This is a genomic window from Lysobacter sp. A286 (assembly GCF_054052105.1).
In genome coordinates, this window is record NZ_JBSVRJ010000001.1 from 1,894,012 (window position 1) to 1,913,149 (window position 19,138).

A 19,138-nucleotide genomic window follows, 5' to 3' on the forward strand; every position below is an offset into this window, starting at 1 on the left:
GCACTGATGGAGACTTCAACCAGCCAGCCGCGTGATCCCAGCCTGCCGGCGAGCGTCGTCAACTGCGCCGCCTACGACCGCCACGGGGTACGCCGCGACATCGGCCTGGATGCCATCAGTGACGTGTTGGCGGTCGACGACGGCAGCTTTGTCTGGGTCGGCTTGTACGAGCCTGATGATGCGATCCTCGACAAACTGCGCGAAGAGTTCGACCTGCACAGCCTGGCCGTTGAAGATGCGACCAACGCCCACCAGCGACCGAAGCTGGAAGCCTACGACCGCTCCTTGTTCATAGCGTTGCACACGGCGCAAACCGTCGACGGGCATATCCGCTTCGGCGAGACCCACCTGTTTGTCGGCGCGCGCTACCTGGTCAGCGTGCGCCACGGTGCATCCAGCAGCTATGCGGCCGCGCGGGCACGGATGGAGCGCGAACCGGAAATGCTCAAACACGGTCCGGCGGCTGCGCTGTATGCCGTGCTCGACATGGTGGTCGACCGCCTGGTGCCGATCGTCGACGAGTTCGGCAATGCCCTGAACGCGTTGGAAAAAGACATCTTCGCCGACGAGTTCCACAAGCAAACGGTCAGGAAACTGTACGACCTGAAACGCGAACTGACCCGGTTGCGGCTGGCGGTAGCACCATTGCAGGACATCCTGGGACATCTGGCGCGTCCGCGCGGTGAGCTTATCGATGAGGAGATGCAGCTGTACTTCCGTGATGTCCTGGACCATGCGGTCCGGATCAATGACCACACCGACACGCTGCGCGAGATGCTCACCGCCGCGGTCAATGTCAACCTCTCGTTGGTGACCGTGCGCCAGGGCGAAATGGTCAAGCGCCTGGGTGCGTGGGCCGCGCTGCTGGCCGCGCCAACCCTGATCACCGGCTGGTACGGGATGAACTTCGTCTCGATGCCCGAGTTCAATGCCCGCTGGGGTTATGCCGTGCTGATCGGCGTGGTAGCCGTGACGATGGGAGTGCTGTACTGGCGGTTCAAGCGCTCAGGCTGGTTGTGATGGGCTTGTTGTGACGAATCAACCCGCCATCAGCTGCAGCCCGAGCCCGGTGATATACGCGCAGTAAGTGCCCAACGCGTAACCCAGTACCGCCAGCAATACCCCGACCGGCGCCAGCGACGGGTGGAATGCGCTGGCGACCACCGGCGCGGACGCCGCGCCACCGATATTGGCTTGCGAACCGACCGCCAGGAAGAACAGCGGTGCCCGGATCAACTTCGCCACCACCAGTAGCAGCAACGCGTGGACGCTGATCCAGATCACGCCCAGCAACAGCAGCATCGGCCGTTCCGCCAATGACTTCAGGTCCATTTGCATGCCGATGGTGGCAATCAGCACGTACAACATCACCGAGCCGATGTTGGACGCGCCTGCGCCTTCCAGCCGGCGCGCGCGGGTGAAACTGAGCAACACCCCGAACGTGGTGGCCAACACCACGATCCAGAAGAATTTCGAATCCAGGCTGTAGTCCTGCAGCCGCCACTCCGCCGGCAGGGACTGCACCCAGGTGATCAACGGGTCGGCGAGGAAATGCGACAGCCCGGTCACCCCCAGCGCAACCGCCAGGATCAGCATGAAATCGGCCATGCTGGGGATGCGCGCGTGCTCGCTCTGGTAGCTCGCGATGTGCACCTTGAGCTCCTCGATCGCGGAGGTGTCGGCACCCGTCCAACGGTCGAATTTCTCGGCGCGCGGCGCCAGGAACAGCAGGATCGCCATCCAGAAATACGCCACGATCACGTCGATCGCAACGAACTGCCCGAACAGCGTCGCATCGACCTCGAATACTTCCTTCATCGCGGCCTGGTTGGCGCCACCGCCGATCCAGCTGCCGGCGATGGTGGTCAGGCCACGCCAGGTTTCGCCGGCCACGGCTTGCGGATAGATCCAGCCCATTGCCCAGAACGCCACGAACGCGCCCAGCATGACCCCCACGGTACCGGTGAAGAACATGATCAGCGCCTTCGGCCCCAACCGCATGACCGCGCCGATATCCATCGCCACGCAGAACAGCACCAGCGCACTGGGCAGCAGGTAGTCACGCGCCATCGGGTACAGCCCCGACGCGGGTCCATCGATCAGACCGACGCTGTTGTAGATCGCCGGCACCAGGTAGCAGATCAGCAGCGCCGGCACGACGCCATAGAACTTCTGCCAGAAGCCGGTGGGCCGCGACGCGGTCCAGAACACGGCGCCAAGGGTAATCGCGAGCAATCCGAGGATCGCCGCATCACCGGTGATAACGGCGGTGGTGGGTGCAGCAATCATGCAGACTCCGGTATGGAAGCAAGGACAGGACGGCCCGGCTGCATCAGCGTGCGGGCCGGCTCAGGTCAATTGACGGTTTACTGGCCCAGGTGCTGCTCGAGCCAGCCGTTGACGGTGGCGTGCCACTGCACCGAGTTATGCGGCTTGAGCACCCAGTGGTTCTCGTCGGGGAAGTACAGGAACTTCGACTCGATCCCTTGGCGCTGCAGCGCAGTGAACGCTCCCAGGCCTTGGCTGACGGGAATCCGGAAGTCCTGCTGACCGTGGACGACAAGCATCGGCACGCGCCAGTCGGCGACATGGCGACTGGGGTTGAAGGTCTCGTAATCGGCGTCCTTGTCCCACGGGCTGCCGCCGTTTTCCCACTCGGTGAACCACAGCTCCTCGGTAACGAAACCCATCATGCGGGTATCGAATACACCGTCGTGATTGACCAGGCACTTCCACGCGCCGGACGACGGCGTGTGCCAGTTACCGGCGATCCAGTTGACCATGTAGCCGCCATAACTGGCGCCCAGGGCGCAGGCGTTGTCGCCGTCGAGGAATGCATACTTCTCCTGCGCGGCTTTCCAGCCCTTCTGCAGGTCCTCCAGCGGGCGATCGCCCCAGTGCTGGCTGATGGCATCGGTAAACGCCTGGCCATAGCCGACCGAGCCGTGGAAATCGATCATCACCACCGCATAGCCTTGGCCGGCGTAGGTCTGCGGGTTCCAGCGGGTGCTCCAGCCATTGCCGAAGCTGCCTTGCGGGCCACCGTGGATCAAAAAGGCGACCGGGTACTGCTGGCCTTCCTGGTAGTTCCAGGGCTTGAGCACATAGCCGTGAACGGTGTCGTTGTTCCAGCCAGTGAAGGTGAACTGCTCGAACTCGCCGAAGGTCACCTCGGGCAGCATCTGGCCGGCGCTGGGGGTGAGCGCGCGTTCCTCCGCGCCGTTGATGCCGCCCACGAAAACCTGGGCGCCACTGTCCAGGCTGGCCCGGGTGAAGGCCAGCGTGCCACCGGTCAGTTGTACCGAACCGATGCTGCCATCGCCGGCGATCCGGGTGACACCACCACTATCGACGTGGACGGCAAACAATGGATGCTCCCCAGTGTCCTGCGCGGTCACGTAGAGGGTCTTTCCATCGGCGGACACCGCGATGCTGTCGGCGGAACGATCCCACTGCGGTGCGATCTCCCGGCGTGCGTTGGTAACCAGGTTCAGCTCCATCAGCCGATAACGGTCGGCTTCGAAACCCGGGCGCGTCATGGCCCGGTAGAACAAGCTGCGACCGTCGGCGCTGAATACCGCACCGGTGTCCGTGGCAAGGTTGTCAGCAGTCAGGTTCTTCGAAGCACCGCGACCATCGGCGCTGACCTGGTACAGATCGAAATTGGTCGACCATGGCTCGCTGCGGTCGCTTTTGCGGGCGCTCATCACCAGCCACTGGCCGTCCGGCGACCAGGTGTAGTCGCTGCTGTCGCCAAACGGTCGCGCCGGGACGTCGCCAATGACATCGGTGGCAACCGCTGTAGCAGTGGTCGTCAATGCCTTGTCATCCGGCAGTGTCGCCACGAACACGCGATTCAGGCGGCCATCGCTCCAGGCATCCCAGTGACGGACGAACATGTGATCGTAGACCACCCCGGTTTCAGGGCTGGCTTCGCGTTCTTCCAGGCGCTGCTTGCTGCACGCAAGGTCGCTGCCGCAATCAACGAAGGCCTCGACGTTGAACGCCACTTGTTGCCCATCGGGTGACAACTGATAGCCGCCGACATCCAGGGCGAAGTCGGTCAATTGCCGGGCTTTGCCGCCCTCGGTCGTGACCGCATACAGCTGCGAGCTGCCCGATTGGCTGCTCAGGAAATACACGCGCTCGCCATCGGGCGAGAACGCGGGGGAATTGACGCTCCAACCTTCCGGGGTAAGCCGCACCGGCGGCGCCGAGTCGCGGGTGACCAGGTTCTCGATCCACAGCGAGGACGACGCCTTGTTGGCGTCGTAGTCGGTCACGGCCTTGGCAAACACCACCAGCCGGCCATCGGGAGATACCACCGGTGAGGAAAAGCGGTCCAGCGTCGCCAGGTCGATCGGCTGCAGGCCACGAGTCTCCGCATGGGCCGGTTGAGCGATCGTGGGCAGCGCGACAGCGATCAGCAATGGCAGGACGGCGTGGCTCAAACGCATGGACAGTTCCCCTTTTTTTTTCAGATCCCGATGGTAGGCCCGGCAGCGCAACCGCCGCAACCGTATCAATTGGTGACCGAAGGATCGGCTTTGGCCCCGGCGCGATAAAGCAGCCAACCTACCAATGCCAGTACCGCCAGACCCACCCATTGGCCGAAATTCAACGCAGCCGGCAGGGCCAGCACGTCGGCGCGTCCCGACACCACGATGGGTATCGCGATGGCAATGCCCATCAATGCCTCACCGGTAATCAGCCCGGCCGAGAACAACACGCCGGGCCGGTGGATGCGGTCCTTACCATCCTCATCGTCGGCGGCCAGCTTGTGCCTGCGCTCCACGAAGTGCGCCAACAGGCCGCCCAGAAAGATCGGCACCATCAGTTCCAGCGGCAGGTAGATGCCGATCGCGGCGGCCAGTACCGGTACCCGGAACTTCGAGCCGCGTTTCTTCAGCCATTCGTCAAGCGCGATGACCAGCGCACCAATCGCCGCGCCCAGCCCAATCATGAACCACGGCAGCTTGCCGCCGAACATGCCCTTGGCCACCGATGCCATCAGCATCGCCTGTGGCGCCGGCAGTGGGTTGGGATGCGCGTCGGTCGGCGTGCCGATGCCATAGGCGGCCGAGAGCAGGTTAAGCACCGGCGCCATTATCAGCGCGCAGGAAAATGCACCGATGGCCAGCATCAGCTGCTGCTTCCACGGCGTCGCGCCGACCAGGTAGCCGGCCTTGAGGTCCTGCAGGTTATCGCCGCCTACTGCCGCGGCGCAGCACACCACTGCACCGATCATGATCGCGGCGACGGCGCCGATCGGCGAGTCGCGTCCGAGCAGGAAGACCAGCACCAGTGAGGCAAAAAGTATGGTGGCGATGGTGATGCCTGAAACCGGGTTGTTGGACGAGCCCACCAGCCCAGCCAGGTAAGCCGACACCGAGACGAACAGGAAGCCAGCAACGATCATGATGATGGTCATCGGGATGCTGACCAGCCATTGCCCGACGATCGCCTGGTACAGCGCACCCAGCGGGATCACGAACGCCACCAGCGCCACCAGCATCCACTTCATCGGCAGGTCGCGCTCGGTCTCTGCCACCACCTCGCCACTACCCTTGCGCGCGGCCGCGATACCACTCTTGATCCCCGATACCAGCGACTTGCGCAGCGAGAACAGGGTCCATATCCCGCCAATCAGCATCGCGCCGACGCCGAGATAGCGGATTTTTGCGTTCCAGATCGTGAACGCCGCCTCGGCCGCGCCCTGCCCGGCCAGCTCCGCGGCCAGCACCGGGTCGGCGCTGGCGAAGAAGGCGTAATACAGGGGGATCGCGATATGCCACGACAACACCGCACCCGACACCACCACGATGCCGACGTTCAGCCCCACGATGTAGCCCACGCCCAGCAATGCCGGCGACAAGCCGGTACCCAGGTAGGCCAGGACCTTGCCGTTGCCCAGCAGGCCCGCCTGCACCCAGGCGTCGGGAATGACCCTCAGACCGCTGCTCGCGGCGAGCTTGACCACCGACCCCACCACCGCGGACAAGGCCAGTATCTTCAACCCGGGACCCGGGCTGTCACCGGCCTTGAGGACTTCCGCCGCCGCCTTGCCCTCGGGGAAAGGCAACGGATCCTCGACGATCATCGACCGTCGCAGCGGCACCGAGAACAACACGCCCAGCAATCCACCCAGGCCGGCAATCGCCAATACCCACGAATAACGGAAGTCGTCCCAGTAGCCCAGGATGATCAACGCCGGAATGGTGAAGATCACGCCGGCCGCGATCGACGAGCCTGCCGATGCACCGGTCTGGACGATGTTGTTTTCCAGGATGCTGCCGCCGCCGAGCAGCCGCAGCACGCCCATCGAGACCACGGCGGCCGGAATCGCGGTAGCAATGGTCAGGCCGGCAAACAGTCCCAGGTAGGCATTGGCCGCAGCCAGCACCACCGCCAGGATAATCGCCAGTACGACGGCGCGGAAGGTCAGTTGCGGTAGTGCCGTGGTACTCATCGAACGCTCCATTGCTACGTCGGCCGGACCGGTGCGGAAAACACCGCCCTGGAAAATACGAGCTATCGAGGATAGCCGAGAACCCGCAGCCAGCACGCGTGCCGATCGTCAGCCGACGGCCGGCACCAGACACCGCCGGAGCCCGGCTATTCGGCCTCCCCGGCACCGGCCCCATTAGCGGTGCCGCCACCCAGGCTCCGCGACAGGAAGGCCAATAGCCGGACGTAATACTCCCGGCGGTGCGACTGGAGATAGAACCCATGACCCTCGGTGTCGTAGTAGAGGGTTTCCACCGGGACCCCGGCGGCGCGCAGCGCACGTTCCATCATCTTGCTGTGCTCGATTGGCGCACGCTGGTCTTCCCCACCGGCGGCCAGGAAAACCGGCACCTTGATCCGGTCAGCCAGATTGTTGGGAGAGACGGCGGCAAGCTGGCTGCGATCACCGATCCACTCACGCAGGTAGGTCTCACCTGAGCCGCGCTGCTGGATATCGCCGTGGGTGTGCATCGTCGGCAGATCGTAAACGCCGACGTAGCCCACGGCGCATTGGTACAACGATGGCTCCCGGGCGACTCCCATCAACGCGGCATAGGCACCGTAACTGGCCCCATAGATGCAGATCCGCCCCGGGTCCGCGATACCCTGATCGATTGCCCAGCGGGTCGCATCGGTGAGGTCGTCCTGCATCGCCTTGCCCCACTGTTGCGCGCCGGCATCGATAAAGCTCTTGCCGTAACCGCCGGAGCCGCGGAAGTTCAGTCGCAACACCGCGTAGCCAGCTTCGGCGAGCAGTTGCACCTCCTCGTCGAACCCCCATGTGTCGCGGATGCCAAAAGGACCACCATGCGGCAACACCACCATCGGCTCCGACTTGCCATCCGAACCGTTGGGTAGCGTCAGGTAGCCGTGCAGTGGCAAGCCATCGCGGGCATCGAGTTCGATCGGCCGGGTCACTGCCATCTGCGCTGGATCGAACCAGTCGGCCCGGCTCAACAACAGCTCCGCGCTCTTGGCCTCCTTGTCGAACAAATAGAAGTCGCCCGGGTTGCGGTCACTCCAGGTTTCCACCAAGGCGATCTTGCCGTCGGCGGTCTGGGAGTCGATCAACACCGGCTGGTTGCCGAAGGCCGCCTCCAGGCTGCGATACAACCTTGCCTCGTCCAAGTCCTCGTCGAAAAATGCGGTGCGCGGCTTGCCGTCGTCCAGCAACACGCCCACCGGGACCGCACTGCCATTGCGATAGATGACCCGGGCCGGGTCAACGTTGTCGTCGCGCTGAACCAGCTTGCGGGTCTGTCCAGCGATGTCGAACGCGACGATCACGTTGGGGCCACTGGTTTGCTCGGCTTCCAGATAGGCGACCTGGTCGTTGGCGTCAAAACCGATCGGCCACTGTCTCAATCCGGTTTCATCCGCGTCGTTGAGCAACTGCCAACCCGCGCCATTACCGGTGCGGTAGTACAGCCGCTCCCGGTTGTCGGTGTCCATCCCGACGGCAAACCGGACGACACCCTGGTTGTCGGCCACGAACCGCGCGTTGCGCACCGGCGCACTGGCGACCTGCACGCGGCGACCACTGTAGACGTCCAGCAGCTCGGCGCGGGTGTATGGGTCACTGTTGAATGGACTGACCGAAATAATCACTTTCCGATCATCATTGGGCAGATCATCGACCAGGACCGCGGCGACGCGTTCAACTTTTTTCGCCTGGATCCGCGTACCCGGCCCAGCACCCTGGACGCGCTGACCCACCAGGAACTCGACCTGGCTGCCATCGGCATTGACGGCATACAACTCACCGGTGGCCTGGGGCTTGTCGAGCGCACCCAACTTCTCGGCCATGCTGATCAGTACCCGCTCGGGGTTGACCCAGGCGAAGCCGGCAACGTGCGTGTTTGCCCCCAACACGAACGTCGCGCCGATCGAGTGGTCGCTGCGTCGCGTAATCACCAGCGCCGTGCGCTCGCCATCATCCAGCGCCACGGTGGCGGCATAGTAATCCCCACGCGGCGAGATCTTGATCGCGTTGAAACTGTCGGTCCTGACAAAGCGCTCGACATCAACGGTTGCAGTGGTTTTGCCCGCTGCAACGGCGGTCGCTTCATCGGCAGCTACGGCGGACATCGAGAGCAACGCAACCGCCAACAACACAGTACTGACCATGACTTTCAATGTAGATCTCCTTTCTATCGCTTATCCAGCGGTCAACAGTGCCCGCCCCACGGCGATCAAGACCGGGAGCAGTTGATTGGCGGATAGCCGGAGCGGGCACGGAAACACTCAACGGACAGGCAACGTCATGCCGCCGCCTGCTGTCCGCGAAAATTCCCGTTGACCCTGATGAAACCCCTGACTAGCGCCCCTGCAGGCAAGGGTACTGCATCCATCGCCGCCCGCTCTACTCGCGCGAGGCCGCCCCCAGTGTGGTGGCGAGCGCTTCCCGCCAGTCCGGAAGTTCGACCCGGTACTCGTCCCGGAGACGGTGGGTATCGAGCACCGACCACGACGGACGGGCCGCACGCGTCGGGAATTCGGCGGTGGTGATCGGTAGCACCCGTGGTGGCCGATCGATCATCCCGCGAGCGTCCGCATCGGCAAAAATCGCCTCGGCGAAACCGTGCCAACTGGTTTGACCGGCACTGACCAGATGACGCACGCCGGACTCGACGAGCCCCTGCTCCAGCACGGCCGCGGTAACGTCGGCAATCAACCAGGCCGGCGTTGGTGAGCCAATCTGGTCGGCAACCACGCGCAACTCATCGCGCTCGGCGCCCAGGCGCAACATCGTGCGCAGGAAATTGCCGCCATGCAGGCCATACACCCACGCAGTGCGCAGGATCAGGTGACGGGCGCCGGTGGCGGCAATGGCCTGCTCGCCGGCGAGTTTGCTGGCGCCATAGACGCCCAATGGGGAGGTCGGGTCGTCTTCGCGGTACGGACGCTCTGCGCTGCCATCGAATACATAGTCGGTCGAATAGTGGATCAGGCTCGCACCCACCTGCTCGCAGGCGGCGGCCATGCGTCCGGGAGCCTCGGCGTTGCTGCGGAATGCCAGTTCCGGCTCATCCTCGGCACGGTCCACCGCGGTGTAGGCGGTTGCGTTGACCACGACATCGGGCGCATTGCGCTGGATCAACCCGTCGATCGCTTCCGGATCGGACAGGTCCAGCGCCTCGCACCGGCCACCATCGGACAAGCGGCCATCGCGGGTACTGACCACCAGTTCTCCCAGTGGCACCAGGCTGCGGCGCAATTCATGGCCGACCTGGCCGTTACCGCCCATCAACAGGATCTTCAACGGCTCACTCCGGTGGCTCAAACGTTGGCAGGCAACCGTCGGCAATGTCGTCCAGCAGCGGCGCTTTCATGTCCTTTGCCGACAGCACCGGTGCGCTGACCGGCCAATCAATCGCCAAGCGCGGATCATCCCAGCGCAAGCTGCGATCGGCCTGGGCGTCGTAGGTCGCGGTACACAGATAGGTGAACACCGCCTGCTCGCTGAGGGTCACGAACCCGTGGGCAAAGCCTTCGGGAATCCAGAGCTGGCGCTTGTTATGCGCGCTCAGCACCACGGCGGTCCAACGACCGAAATGAGGCGATCCGCGGCGGATGTCGACCGCGACGTCCCAGACCTCCCCCTCCAGCACGGAGAGGTACTTGCCTTGCGGATTGGGCCACTGGTAATGCAGGCCACGCAGTACGCCGCGGGTGGAACATGAAACGTTGCCCTGCACGAACACCGGCTGCAGTCCGTTCTCGCGCATTCTGTCGTGGTTGAACGACTCGTAGAAAAAACCACGCTCGTCATTGAGCACCCGCGGCTCGATGACCACGCACCCGGGCAGCTCGGTCTGGATCAACTTCAATGGCAAGCCCTTCAGGCGATGATGGTCGAGACCGATACCGGGCAGGCACCTGCCCGGTCATGGACGGCCCGGCAGGTTCCTAGAACGGGATGTCGTCATCGGCGAAGTCCGCGCCAAAGTCGTTCGACTTGGCCGGACCAGCCTCGCGGCGGGGCGCTTCCGAACTTGCCGCCGGTCGGGACGGACGCTCGCTGCGGTCGCCACCGCCACCGCCGCCTTCACCACGGCCACCGAGCATCTGCATCTCGTCGGCGATGATTTCGGTGAAGTATTTTTCCACACCGTCCTGGCCGGTGTACTTGTCGTAACGGATGGAGCCTTCGATATAGACCTGGCTGCCCTTGCGCAGGTACTCGCCGGCGATTTCGCCGAGCTTGCCGAAGAAGGTCACCCGGTGCCAGTCGGTGCGCTCGATCTGCTGGCCGTCCTTGTCCTTGCGCGAGCTGCTGGTGGCCAGGCTGATCTTGGTGATCGCCATGCCGCCTTGGGTGTACTTGGTCTCTGGGTCGTTGCCCAGGTTGCCGACCAGAATCGCCTTGTTGATGCCACGTGCCATGGGTGCGGTCCTTTTGGGTCGCCACGGGCGGCGACGGGCAGTCAAGTATACCGATCCATCCCGGGCTCGCCGTCGGTAAAGCCCGAACCAGCCGGTAGGGTTTGCGCCCGTGCGGTTGTGAACCCGGGCCGCGGCCAGCGTCGCAGCGGAACATCTATAATTGCTGGTCCATCGCTTCCGGTTCCCTCATGCACGCCGCCGCCAGCAACCCCGTTGTTCCCGGTCTTCCCGCCATCCAGGCCCTCGCCCACGCGGATATGACCGCCGTCGATGCGCTGATCCGGCGCCGGCTGGCCTCGGACGTGGTGCTGATCAACCAGGTCGCCGAGTACATCATCGGCGCCGGTGGCAAGCGGCTGCGACCGATGCTGCTGCTGCTGGCCGCCGGCGCGCTCACCCCATCGGGCAAGAGTATCGGCGCCGAGGTTCATCAACTGGCTGCGGTGGTCGAGTTCATCCACACCTCCACCCTGCTGCACGACGACGTGGTCGACGAGTCCGACTTGCGGCGCGGACGCCGGACCGCCAATGCGGTGTGGGGCAATGCGGCCAGCGTGCTGGTCGGCGACTTCCTGTATTCGCGCAGTTTCCAACTGATGGTCGAACTGGACAGCATGCCGGTGCAGCGAATCCTGGCCGACACCACCAACCTGATCGCCGAGGGCGAGGTCCTGCAGCTGTTGCACGTGCGCAACCCGGACACCGACGAAGCCGCGTACCTGCGCGTGATCGAGCGCAAGACCGCGGTACTGTTCGCGGCCGCGACACGCCTGGGCGCCCTGCTGGCCGGCGCCGACGAGGCCACCCAGCAGCGCCTGCACGATTGCGGGCTCAACCTGGGCTACGCGTTCCAGATCGCCGACGACGTGCTCGACTACTCGTCCGATGCCCAGACCCTGGGCAAGAACCTCGGCGACGACCTCGCCGAGGGCAAGGCGACGCTACCGCTGATCCATGCAATCAGGCACTCCGATGCCGACACCGCCGCCAGGTTGCGAGCGGCCATCGAGCATGGCGATGCCGATTCATTGCCCGAGGTGCTGGCGGCGATCCACGCCACCGGCGGCCTGGAGCATAGCCGCGCACGTGCACTCGACTACGCCAAACTCGCCGAGCAGGCGTTGGACGGACTGGAAGACAACGATCACGTGTCCGCGCTGCGCGGCCTGATCGCGTATGCGGTCAACCGCGACCATTGAAGGTTGTGTTGGAATTCGTCAACTCACGCCGAGTCCCGGAATCGTACTGATCGCGTTTGGATCGAAACCTGCCAGGGAGGCGAAATGGCGGCCGCGGGCGACATAGTCGCGATACGCGCCGAAGCTGGGGGCACCGGGGGAAAGCAGGACCACACCCCCGCCGCCTAGCGCGTGCTCGGCCTGCCGGACCGCTTCAGGCAGATCGGGCGCGGCCGCAAGCTGGAAGCGGCCGCGCGCAGCCAGCGGTTCAAGCAGCGCGTGGATCCGTGGACCGTTGGCGCCCATGGTGACAACCGCAGCCGGTGCATGATCCACCATCGCCGCGGCAAAGCCGGACCAGTCGACACCACGGTCATGGCCGCCGACCAGGATCGCAACCCGGCGGCCGCCGAAACACTCCAGCGCGGCCAGGCTGGCGTGCGGCGTGGTGCTGATCGAATCGTTGACGTAACTGACCGCGCCATGCGTACCAAGCACCTGTAACCGGTGCGGCAGCGGCTGGAACCCGATCGCGTGATCGGCCAGCGCCTCCGCATCCAGTCCAAGAGCCTCCAGCACGGTCAGCACCGCGCACAGGTTGCCACGATTGTGACGGCCGGGAAGCGGCAGCGCGGCGGTATCCATGACCCGTTGATCACCGCGATACAGCGTGTCCTCGCGTAGGTGCCAGCCATCATCGCGTCCGAACCAATGCACGTCGCTGTCGGGCAGTGACAGCGCCGCCAGGGTGGAGTCATTGGCATTGAGCACCGCGATTGGTGGCCGCGCGTCCGTCAGCAGCCGCAGCTTGTCCTCGATATAGCGTGCCTGAGATCCGTGCCAATCCAGGTGCTCGGGAAACAGGTTGAGCACGACGGCTATCTGCGGCCGTGCACCGCTGTCGGCCACATCGCCGGTCTGGTAGCTCGACAGCTCGATCGCCCAGTAATCCGGTCGCTGCGGGGGATCAAGCGGCGCCTGCGGCAAGTCCAACAACTCCAGCAGCGGCAAGCCGATGTTGCCGGCCAGCGCGGTGCGGTAACCGGCGGCACGCAATAGATGGGCGAGCAACGCGGTGGTGGTGCTCTTGCCCTTGGTGCCGGTCACGCAGACGGCATTGCCGACTACACCGTCCGGGCCAGCCTCCTCGCCAAACCAAAGTGCGGTGCCGCCGATGAATCGGGTGCCCTGCCCGGCTGCGGCAACCGCCTCGTTGCGGTATGGACTGATACCGGGCGACTTGACCACGATGTCGAAGCTCGACAAGCGCCCGGCGCTGGCATCGGTTTCCACCGCCAGCCGGGCATCTCCCAGGGCAGCTGCGTCGGCAACTTCATCATCCTGACAAAGCAGCGTCAGCGGCAGTTCCGGCAGTCGCGATCGGATCGCGCGGTAAGCGGCGTGGCCTTCACGGCCCCAGCCCCACAACGCGACGTTCTGGCCGTCAAGTTGCGAGATGCGCACGCAATCGTTCCCACAGTCGCGGCGGAATCCGCTGCTCGTCATCGAGCACCAGCAACGGCTCGATCCGCAGTTCGTCGGCGTCCAACTGCGGCAGGATCTCGCGGACGAAGCGTTTGACCAGCGCATCCTCGCGCCACTCAGGACGCTCGGCCAGCGCGGCCATCGCGGCGCGCGACTCGCGGCCTTCACCGACGCACTCGAACGGCTTGTGGTCGCGGTACTCCAGCAAGGCGTCATAACCGGCCGCCTGGGCGGTGTCGTCCAGCAGGTTACGGCCGAGGATGCCGACCAGCCGTGGCTTACTCATGAATGGCGCCAGCGCGAGGAACACAAAATGGCACTTCGGGCAGACCCCGCACCAGCGGTTGGTCGGGCGCTCGCCAAGAATATGGAAGTTGCGGTTGCAACTGGAAAAATGCGCGTCGTAGTGATCGGTGCGGGTGAACTGACGCGCAACCGCCAGCTCGCTCAACGGGCGCAGCAGCGAGTAATAGTGCAGATCGGCGGCAACGTGCTTCTCGACGTAGCCGCCAAACGCCGACTCGAACGCCCAGCCCTTCGACCACTGGTGGTTGACCTCGGTGGTGACCGTGCCGTCATCGGTGGTGATCAACGAGCCGTAGCTGGCCGAACGCTCGTTGGAGAACACCACCTGCCCGGCCCCCTGCAACAGCGCCGCCAGCACCAGGATCGCGGAGTTCACCGCCGTCACCGGAATGTGGCCGTTCCAGGCGCCCTCGCGGTTGTAATCGAACAGTTGAGAAGCCAACGCGCGACCGACGTTCAGTGTCGGCAAACCGGTGCGCTCCGCGCAGGCCTTGATCAGCTGCGAGCCGCCGATCCAGCTGACCGTCTGCTCGACCCCGAGTGCGCGCAGCGCCTCGATACTGACCAGCGAATCCTTGCCGCCGCCAATGGCCACCAGCGCGTGCTCGCCCAGACCCACCGCGGGAGCGAGGCCGGGGGCGGGTTGCTTCCCGCTCGGGAAGCGGATCCGGCCATGCAGGTCCAGGCCATTGCGATACGCAAACTCACCCAGGCCATTGAGATAGATGGTCTCCAGCAAGGCCGCCGTGTCGCTGTCAATGGCATACGAGTCGATCCGGATCTGCTCCGGCACCGCCGCTTTGTAATAGCTCACCCCGGCGATCAGGTGCAGCAGTTGCAGCGCCTTCTCCACCGCGGCCGCACGCGTATCGTCCAGCAGGAATGGCGCCCCCGGCACGGTGATCGTCTCCACCATGTCCGGACCGTCAAACGCATAGACCAGCTGCGCCACTCCATTGGCGGGGTCGAAACTGCAGCGGACGAAACGGAACGCGTCGATCGCGTCACGCTGGAACTTCCAGTTACTCATTGCCTGTTACTCATGCCGTGTCTCATTCAATGATGTCCTCTGCCGGCAGCGCCCGCAGGTTGTAGGTGTTGGCCATCGCCATGCCGTAGGCGCCAGTATCGGCGACCAGCACCACGTCGTCCTCGGCGGTGGCGGCCGGCAGCAGCCGGGCGCGGCCCAGCACGTCGCCGGTCTCGCAGATGGGCCCGACCACCTCGAAGGTTGCCGTCACCGGATCGTCCAGGCGACTGAGGTTGTGGATGCCATGCCAGGCGTCGTACATCGCCGGCCGCATCAGTGCATTCATGCCGGCATCGCAGCCAACCCGGTGCACGCCATCCTTCTCGACCACCTGGGTCACCGACAGCAGCAGGACGCCACACTCGGCGGCCAGATAGCGGCCCGGTTCGACCACCAGCCGGTAGCGCGGGTAGCTGGCCTTGATCTCGTCCAGGCCAGCCCCCCATGCGGCGAGGTCGAAGTCATGGGCGTCGGGCGTGTATGCCACCGGCAGGCCACCACCGATATCGATGCTTTCCACGCTGGCGGCCGTGTCTGCCAGTGCGACCAGCTCGGCATACACCTCGCGCCAGAACCGTGGGTCGTCGATGCCGCTGCCCAAATGGGCGTGCAAGCCGCTGATACGGATATCCAGCTCGCGGGCACGAGCGAGGAAGTCGTCGAACTTCGGCAATGGCAGGCCGAACTTGGCGTTGACGCCACCGGTGCGGACCTTCTCGTGGTGGCCGTCGCCGCGGCCCAGGTCCAGCCGCAGCCAGATGGTGCGGCCACGGAACACTTCCGGCCAGTTCTGCAACGCTTCCAGATTATCCAGGGTGACGGTCACGCCATGCGCAAACGCCGCCTCGTACTCCCGGCGCGGCGCAAAACTGGGGGTGAACAACACCCGCTGCGGGGACAGTCCGGGGACATGCTGGAACACGTGGTCGAGTTCCGCCGCCGACACACATTCCAACCCGAACCCCTCGGTCGCCAGCACGCGCAAGACAGCCGGATGCGGGTTGGCCTTGATCGCGTAGAAACAGCCGTCGACGGCGGTGGCTGACGCCACTTCGCGCGCACGCCTGCGCACCGTATCCAGGTCATACACATAACGCGGCGTTCCGGCGCGGGCACGTTCCAGCAAGTCCTGACGCGCACCCAGCCACCAAGGCGTCCGTCGCTGGGTCTTGCCGTGGACAATCTCGCGCCAGCTGGGACCAAATACCTCGGCATCCAGGGTTGGCATCGCGCCGCTGCGGATCAACTCGGCATGCAGCACCGGCAACAGGCCATCGGCGTCCGCCTCGTCGATCACGAAGGTCAGGTTGAGGTCATTGGACGACTGGCTGATCAGGTGCACGCGCTCGCGCCCGAATGTCGCCCATACGTCCGACAACCGGTGCAGCAGCGAACGCATGCCGCGGCCGACCAGGGTGATCGACGTGCAGGGCACGATCACCTTGACCCGGCACACCAGGGCCAGGTCGGTGGCGAGCGCCTCGATCACGTTGCTGGTGACCAGGTTCTCGCTGGGGTCCAGGGAAATGGTGACGTTGGTCTCCGACGAGCCGATCAGGTCGACCGACAGGCCGTGATGCTTGAACAGGTCGAAGATGTCGGACAGGAAGCCGACCTGTTGCCACATGCCGATGCTCTCCATCGACACCAGTACCACCCCGTCGCGGCGGCTGATCGCCTTCACTCCGGGCACGGTCGTGATGGCGCCTTCGATCCGCGTACCCGGCAGTTCGGGGCGTTGGGCATCCAGGATCGTTATCGGCACTCCGGCGCGGCGGCAGGGACCGATCGAACGCGGGTGCAAAACCTTGGCACCGGTAGTCGCGATTTCCTGGGCCTCGGCGTAGTCCAGCCTCACCAGCAAGCGGGCCTCCGGCACTTCGCGCGGATTGGCGCTGAACATCCCCGGCACGTCGGTCCATATCTCGACCCGCTCGGCGTTCAACAGCACGCCAAAACACGCCGCCGACGTATCCGAGCCGCCGCGGCCAAACAATGCGGTACCGCCGTCGGCATGACGGGCGATGAACCCCTGGGTCAGCAGCATCGGCGCCGGTTGGGCGGCAAAGCGCTGGCCAAAGCCGGGCTCGGCCTCGCGTTTGCAGTTCACCGACAGGCGGCAGGCCCACGGGCTCTGGTTGGGCAGTTCGGCCGCTTCCAGCCACTCGCGCGCGTCGCACCAGCCGATATCCAAGCCCTGGCTGCGCAGGTAAGCCGCGCCCAGCGTGGAGGACAGCAGTTCGCCCTGGGCCAGCATCTCGGCTTGCCAGGACAGCGACCGCGCTGCCGCACCCGGCGATTGCAGCAAGGCCTGCAGTTCGTCCAGACGTGTGCCCAGCACCAAGCCGGGGTCCAATCCCAATTCGACGCAGAACGCGCGATGGCGCTCGATCAGCGCCCGGCCCCGGGCGTCGGCATCATCGCCGTCGCAGATCGCCTGCAGCTCATTGGTCACGCCCGACAGCGCCGAGACCACCACCAACACGCGCACGCCACTGTCCGCCATGCGTTTGCCGGCCAGACGGCCGATGGTGTCCCACCGCTCACGTTGCGATACCGAGGTACCGCCAAATTTCAACACCGCCCATCTTTGCGCTTGCGCCACCAATATGTCCTCGACTGAACCGGTAGCGCACGCCGGCCTGGGTGAATAAAACGGGTTCCCATCCTAATCCGATGCCTGCGTCGCAAGCACAGTGTGCAACCGGCGACAATCCGATGCACATGGGAATGCTGCTTGACCCAACGTCTCGACACAACCCTTTAGAATCCAGCGTCCTCCGGTTGCCTGGTTGACGCGCTGTCAGCCATTGCGCCGGCAACACCCACAGGATGCCTCACCGCAATGACGTTGCGCCGCTACTTGCAGTTGGATGTGTTCGCTGACCGACCGGGCGCGGGCAATCCGCTGGCCGTGATCCTCGATACCGACGGCCTGGACGATGCGGCAATGCAGGCCATTGCCCGCTGGTCAAATCGTCCCGAGACGACGTTCGCATTTGCCCCCACGGTGCCGGGCGCGGATTACCGGATACGGATATTCAGCCCGCAGCGCGAAGTTCCGTTCGCCGGCCATCCCAGCGTGGGAACGGCGTTCGCGGTACTGGACGCTGGCATGGTGACCGCAAAGGAAGGCCGGGTCGTGCAGGAAGGCATCGGCGGCGTGCTGCCGCTCGCCGTCCACGGTGAAGGCAGGCAACAGACGATCGCGGTGCGTACGCCGCGGGCAAAGGTGGTCGAGGTCGCGGCAGTCGACGACCCTCGGCTGACGGCCGCCCTGAGCGGCTTGGCAGCGGGCAGCCTACCCCCGGCGCTGATGGACGGAGGACGCCGCTGGTGGCTGGTCGAAGTCGCCGATGAGGCGCACCTGCGTGCCGCCACCCCCGATTGGCTTGCGATCGCCAAGCTGGCCGCCGCCACTGGGAGCATGGGCATCTGCGCGTTCGCGCGCGCTGATGATGGCCACGATTACGATCTGGCGGTGCGCGCCTTCGTCGGCGCGGGGGCGCCGTTCGAGGACGCCGCTTCCGGCGCCGCCAATGCGACGATCGCCGCCTGGCTGGCCCACAACCAGCACCTGCCCGGCCGCGACGGTCGCTACGTGGCCAGCCAGGGACGCGAAGTTGGATTCGATGCGCGGCTGCAATTGCACGTGGACCGGGACGGCGAGGTCTGGTCCGGCGGCCGGGTATGCCCGATCGTGCGCGGCACCCTTCACTGGTAGGACCGGTACGGGTCAGGCTTTCAGCGTCGCTTTCATCGAGATCGGCACGGCGCTCAACGCCTTCGATACCGGGCAGTTTTCCTTGGCATCCTCGGCAATCGACTGGAAACTGGCCTCGTCGATCCCCGGCACCCGGGCCTCGACCGTCAACCGGATCTGCGATAGCGACGGCCCACCCTCCATCGACAAGTCGACCTGTGCCCGCGTGTCCAGGCTGTCGGGCGGATGGCCGGCTTCGGTCAGCTTGGCCGACAACGCCATGGTGAAGCAGCCCGCGTGGGCGGCGGCGATCAGTTCTTCGGGGTTGGTACCGCGGCTTTCATCGGTATCGCCGTCGCCGAAGCGGCTGTTGAAGCCATAACGGGTCTTGTCCATCAGGCCGCTCTGGGTGCTGAGCTGACCCTTGCCGGTCTTGAAGTCGCCTTCCCAATGTGCGGTGGCGTGGCGTGAAATGCCCATGTGCGGTTTCCTTTGAGTGTCGGGGGAAACCACAGGCTAGCGGCGGGAGTGTTAGCGCAACAT

The 19,138-nt window shown here is 64.9% G+C and carries 14 protein-coding genes; 3 read left to right on the forward strand and 11 right to left on the reverse strand.

The genetic code is table 11. The features are described from left to right. The first annotated feature begins 6 nt into the window (after window positions 1–6). Entirely contained in the window at window positions 7–1,020 is a 1,014-nt protein-coding gene (corA, locus tag ACW7G0_RS08725) for a magnesium/cobalt transporter CorA (protein WP_456989145.1), read from the forward strand. Window positions 1,021–1,038: 18 nt separating this feature from the next. On the opposite strand, the gene ACW7G0_RS08730 is transcribed toward corA, so the two are convergent. The 7 genes from ACW7G0_RS08730 to ssb all read right to left on the reverse strand — a co-directional run bounded on the left by ACW7G0_RS08730 (window position 1,039) and on the right by ssb (window position 10,893). Further along, a complete protein-coding gene (locus tag ACW7G0_RS08730; protein WP_456989491.1) occupies window positions 1,039–2,286 on the reverse strand; it encodes a DUF819 family protein in 1,248 nt (415 codons plus the stop codon). Between the two features lie 80 nt (window positions 2,287–2,366). After that, the gene (locus ACW7G0_RS08735; RefSeq protein ID WP_456989147.1) at window positions 2,367–4,457 is read right to left on the reverse strand and encodes a prolyl oligopeptidase family serine peptidase; all 2,091 of its coding nucleotides are present in this window, start codon (window positions 4,455–4,457) and stop codon (window positions 2,367–2,369) included. A gap of 65 nt (window positions 4,458–4,522) precedes the next feature. Beyond that, the gene (locus ACW7G0_RS08740; protein WP_456989149.1) at window positions 4,523–6,469 is read right to left on the reverse strand and encodes an OPT family oligopeptide transporter; all 1,947 of its coding nucleotides are present in this window, start codon (window positions 6,467–6,469) and stop codon (window positions 4,523–4,525) included. 146 nt (window positions 6,470–6,615) lie between these two features. After that, on the reverse strand, window positions 6,616–8,595 hold the full coding sequence (locus ACW7G0_RS08745; protein ID WP_456989492.1) for an alpha/beta hydrolase family protein: 1,980 nt from the start codon (window positions 8,593–8,595) through the stop codon (window positions 6,616–6,618). Between the two features lie 274 nt (window positions 8,596–8,869). Next, window positions 8,870–9,769, reverse strand: coding sequence for a dTDP-4-dehydrorhamnose reductase (gene rfbD / locus ACW7G0_RS08750; RefSeq protein WP_456989151.1), 900 nt, complete (start codon window positions 9,767–9,769; stop codon window positions 8,870–8,872). Window positions 9,770–9,773: 4 nt separating this feature from the next. Further along, a complete protein-coding gene (rfbC, locus tag ACW7G0_RS08755) occupies window positions 9,774–10,337 on the reverse strand; it encodes a dTDP-4-dehydrorhamnose 3,5-epimerase (RefSeq protein WP_456989153.1) in 564 nt (187 codons plus the stop codon). A 79-nt stretch (window positions 10,338–10,416) separates the two neighbouring features. Then, a complete protein-coding gene (ssb, locus tag ACW7G0_RS08760) occupies window positions 10,417–10,893 on the reverse strand; it encodes a single-stranded DNA-binding protein (RefSeq protein ID WP_456989155.1) in 477 nt (158 codons plus the stop codon). A 188-nt stretch (window positions 10,894–11,081) separates the two neighbouring features. Between ssb and ACW7G0_RS08765 the strand changes: the two genes are divergently transcribed. Further along, a complete protein-coding gene (locus ACW7G0_RS08765; protein ID WP_456989157.1) occupies window positions 11,082–12,092 on the forward strand; it encodes a polyprenyl synthetase family protein in 1,011 nt (336 codons plus the stop codon). An 18-nt stretch (window positions 12,093–12,110) separates the two neighbouring features. On the opposite strand, the gene murD is transcribed toward ACW7G0_RS08765, so the two are convergent. The 3 genes from murD to ACW7G0_RS08780 are packed head-to-tail and all read right to left on the reverse strand — an operon-like array spanning window position 12,111 to window position 17,497. Continuing rightward, entirely contained in the window at window positions 12,111–13,535 is a 1,425-nt protein-coding gene (gene murD / locus ACW7G0_RS08770) for a UDP-N-acetylmuramoyl-L-alanine--D-glutamate ligase (protein ID WP_456989159.1), read from the reverse strand. Beyond that, window positions 13,516–14,892: a UDP-N-acetyl-alpha-D-muramoyl-L-alanyl-L-glutamate epimerase gene (gene murL, locus ACW7G0_RS08775; protein ID WP_456989161.1), complete on the reverse strand. Its 1,377-nt coding sequence runs from the start codon at window positions 14,890–14,892 to the stop codon at window positions 13,516–13,518. Before murL ends, murD begins: the two co-directional genes overlap by 20 nt. A 22-nt stretch (window positions 14,893–14,914) precedes the next feature. Next, a complete protein-coding gene (locus ACW7G0_RS08780; RefSeq protein ID WP_456989163.1) occupies window positions 14,915–17,497 on the reverse strand; it encodes a bifunctional aspartate kinase/diaminopimelate decarboxylase in 2,583 nt (860 codons plus the stop codon). 240 nt (window positions 17,498–17,737) lie between these two features. On the opposite strand from ACW7G0_RS08780, the gene ACW7G0_RS08785 reads away from it, so the two are divergent. After that, window positions 17,738–18,616: a PhzF family phenazine biosynthesis protein gene (locus tag ACW7G0_RS08785; protein WP_456989165.1), complete on the forward strand. Its 879-nt coding sequence runs from the start codon at window positions 17,738–17,740 to the stop codon at window positions 18,614–18,616. A 12-nt stretch (window positions 18,617–18,628) separates the two neighbouring features. Here ACW7G0_RS08785 and ACW7G0_RS08790 read toward each other — a convergent pair whose 3' ends face one another. Beyond that, a complete protein-coding gene (locus tag ACW7G0_RS08790; RefSeq protein ID WP_456989167.1) occupies window positions 18,629–19,075 on the reverse strand; it encodes an OsmC family protein in 447 nt (148 codons plus the stop codon). Window positions 19,076–19,138: the final 63 nt, after the last annotated feature.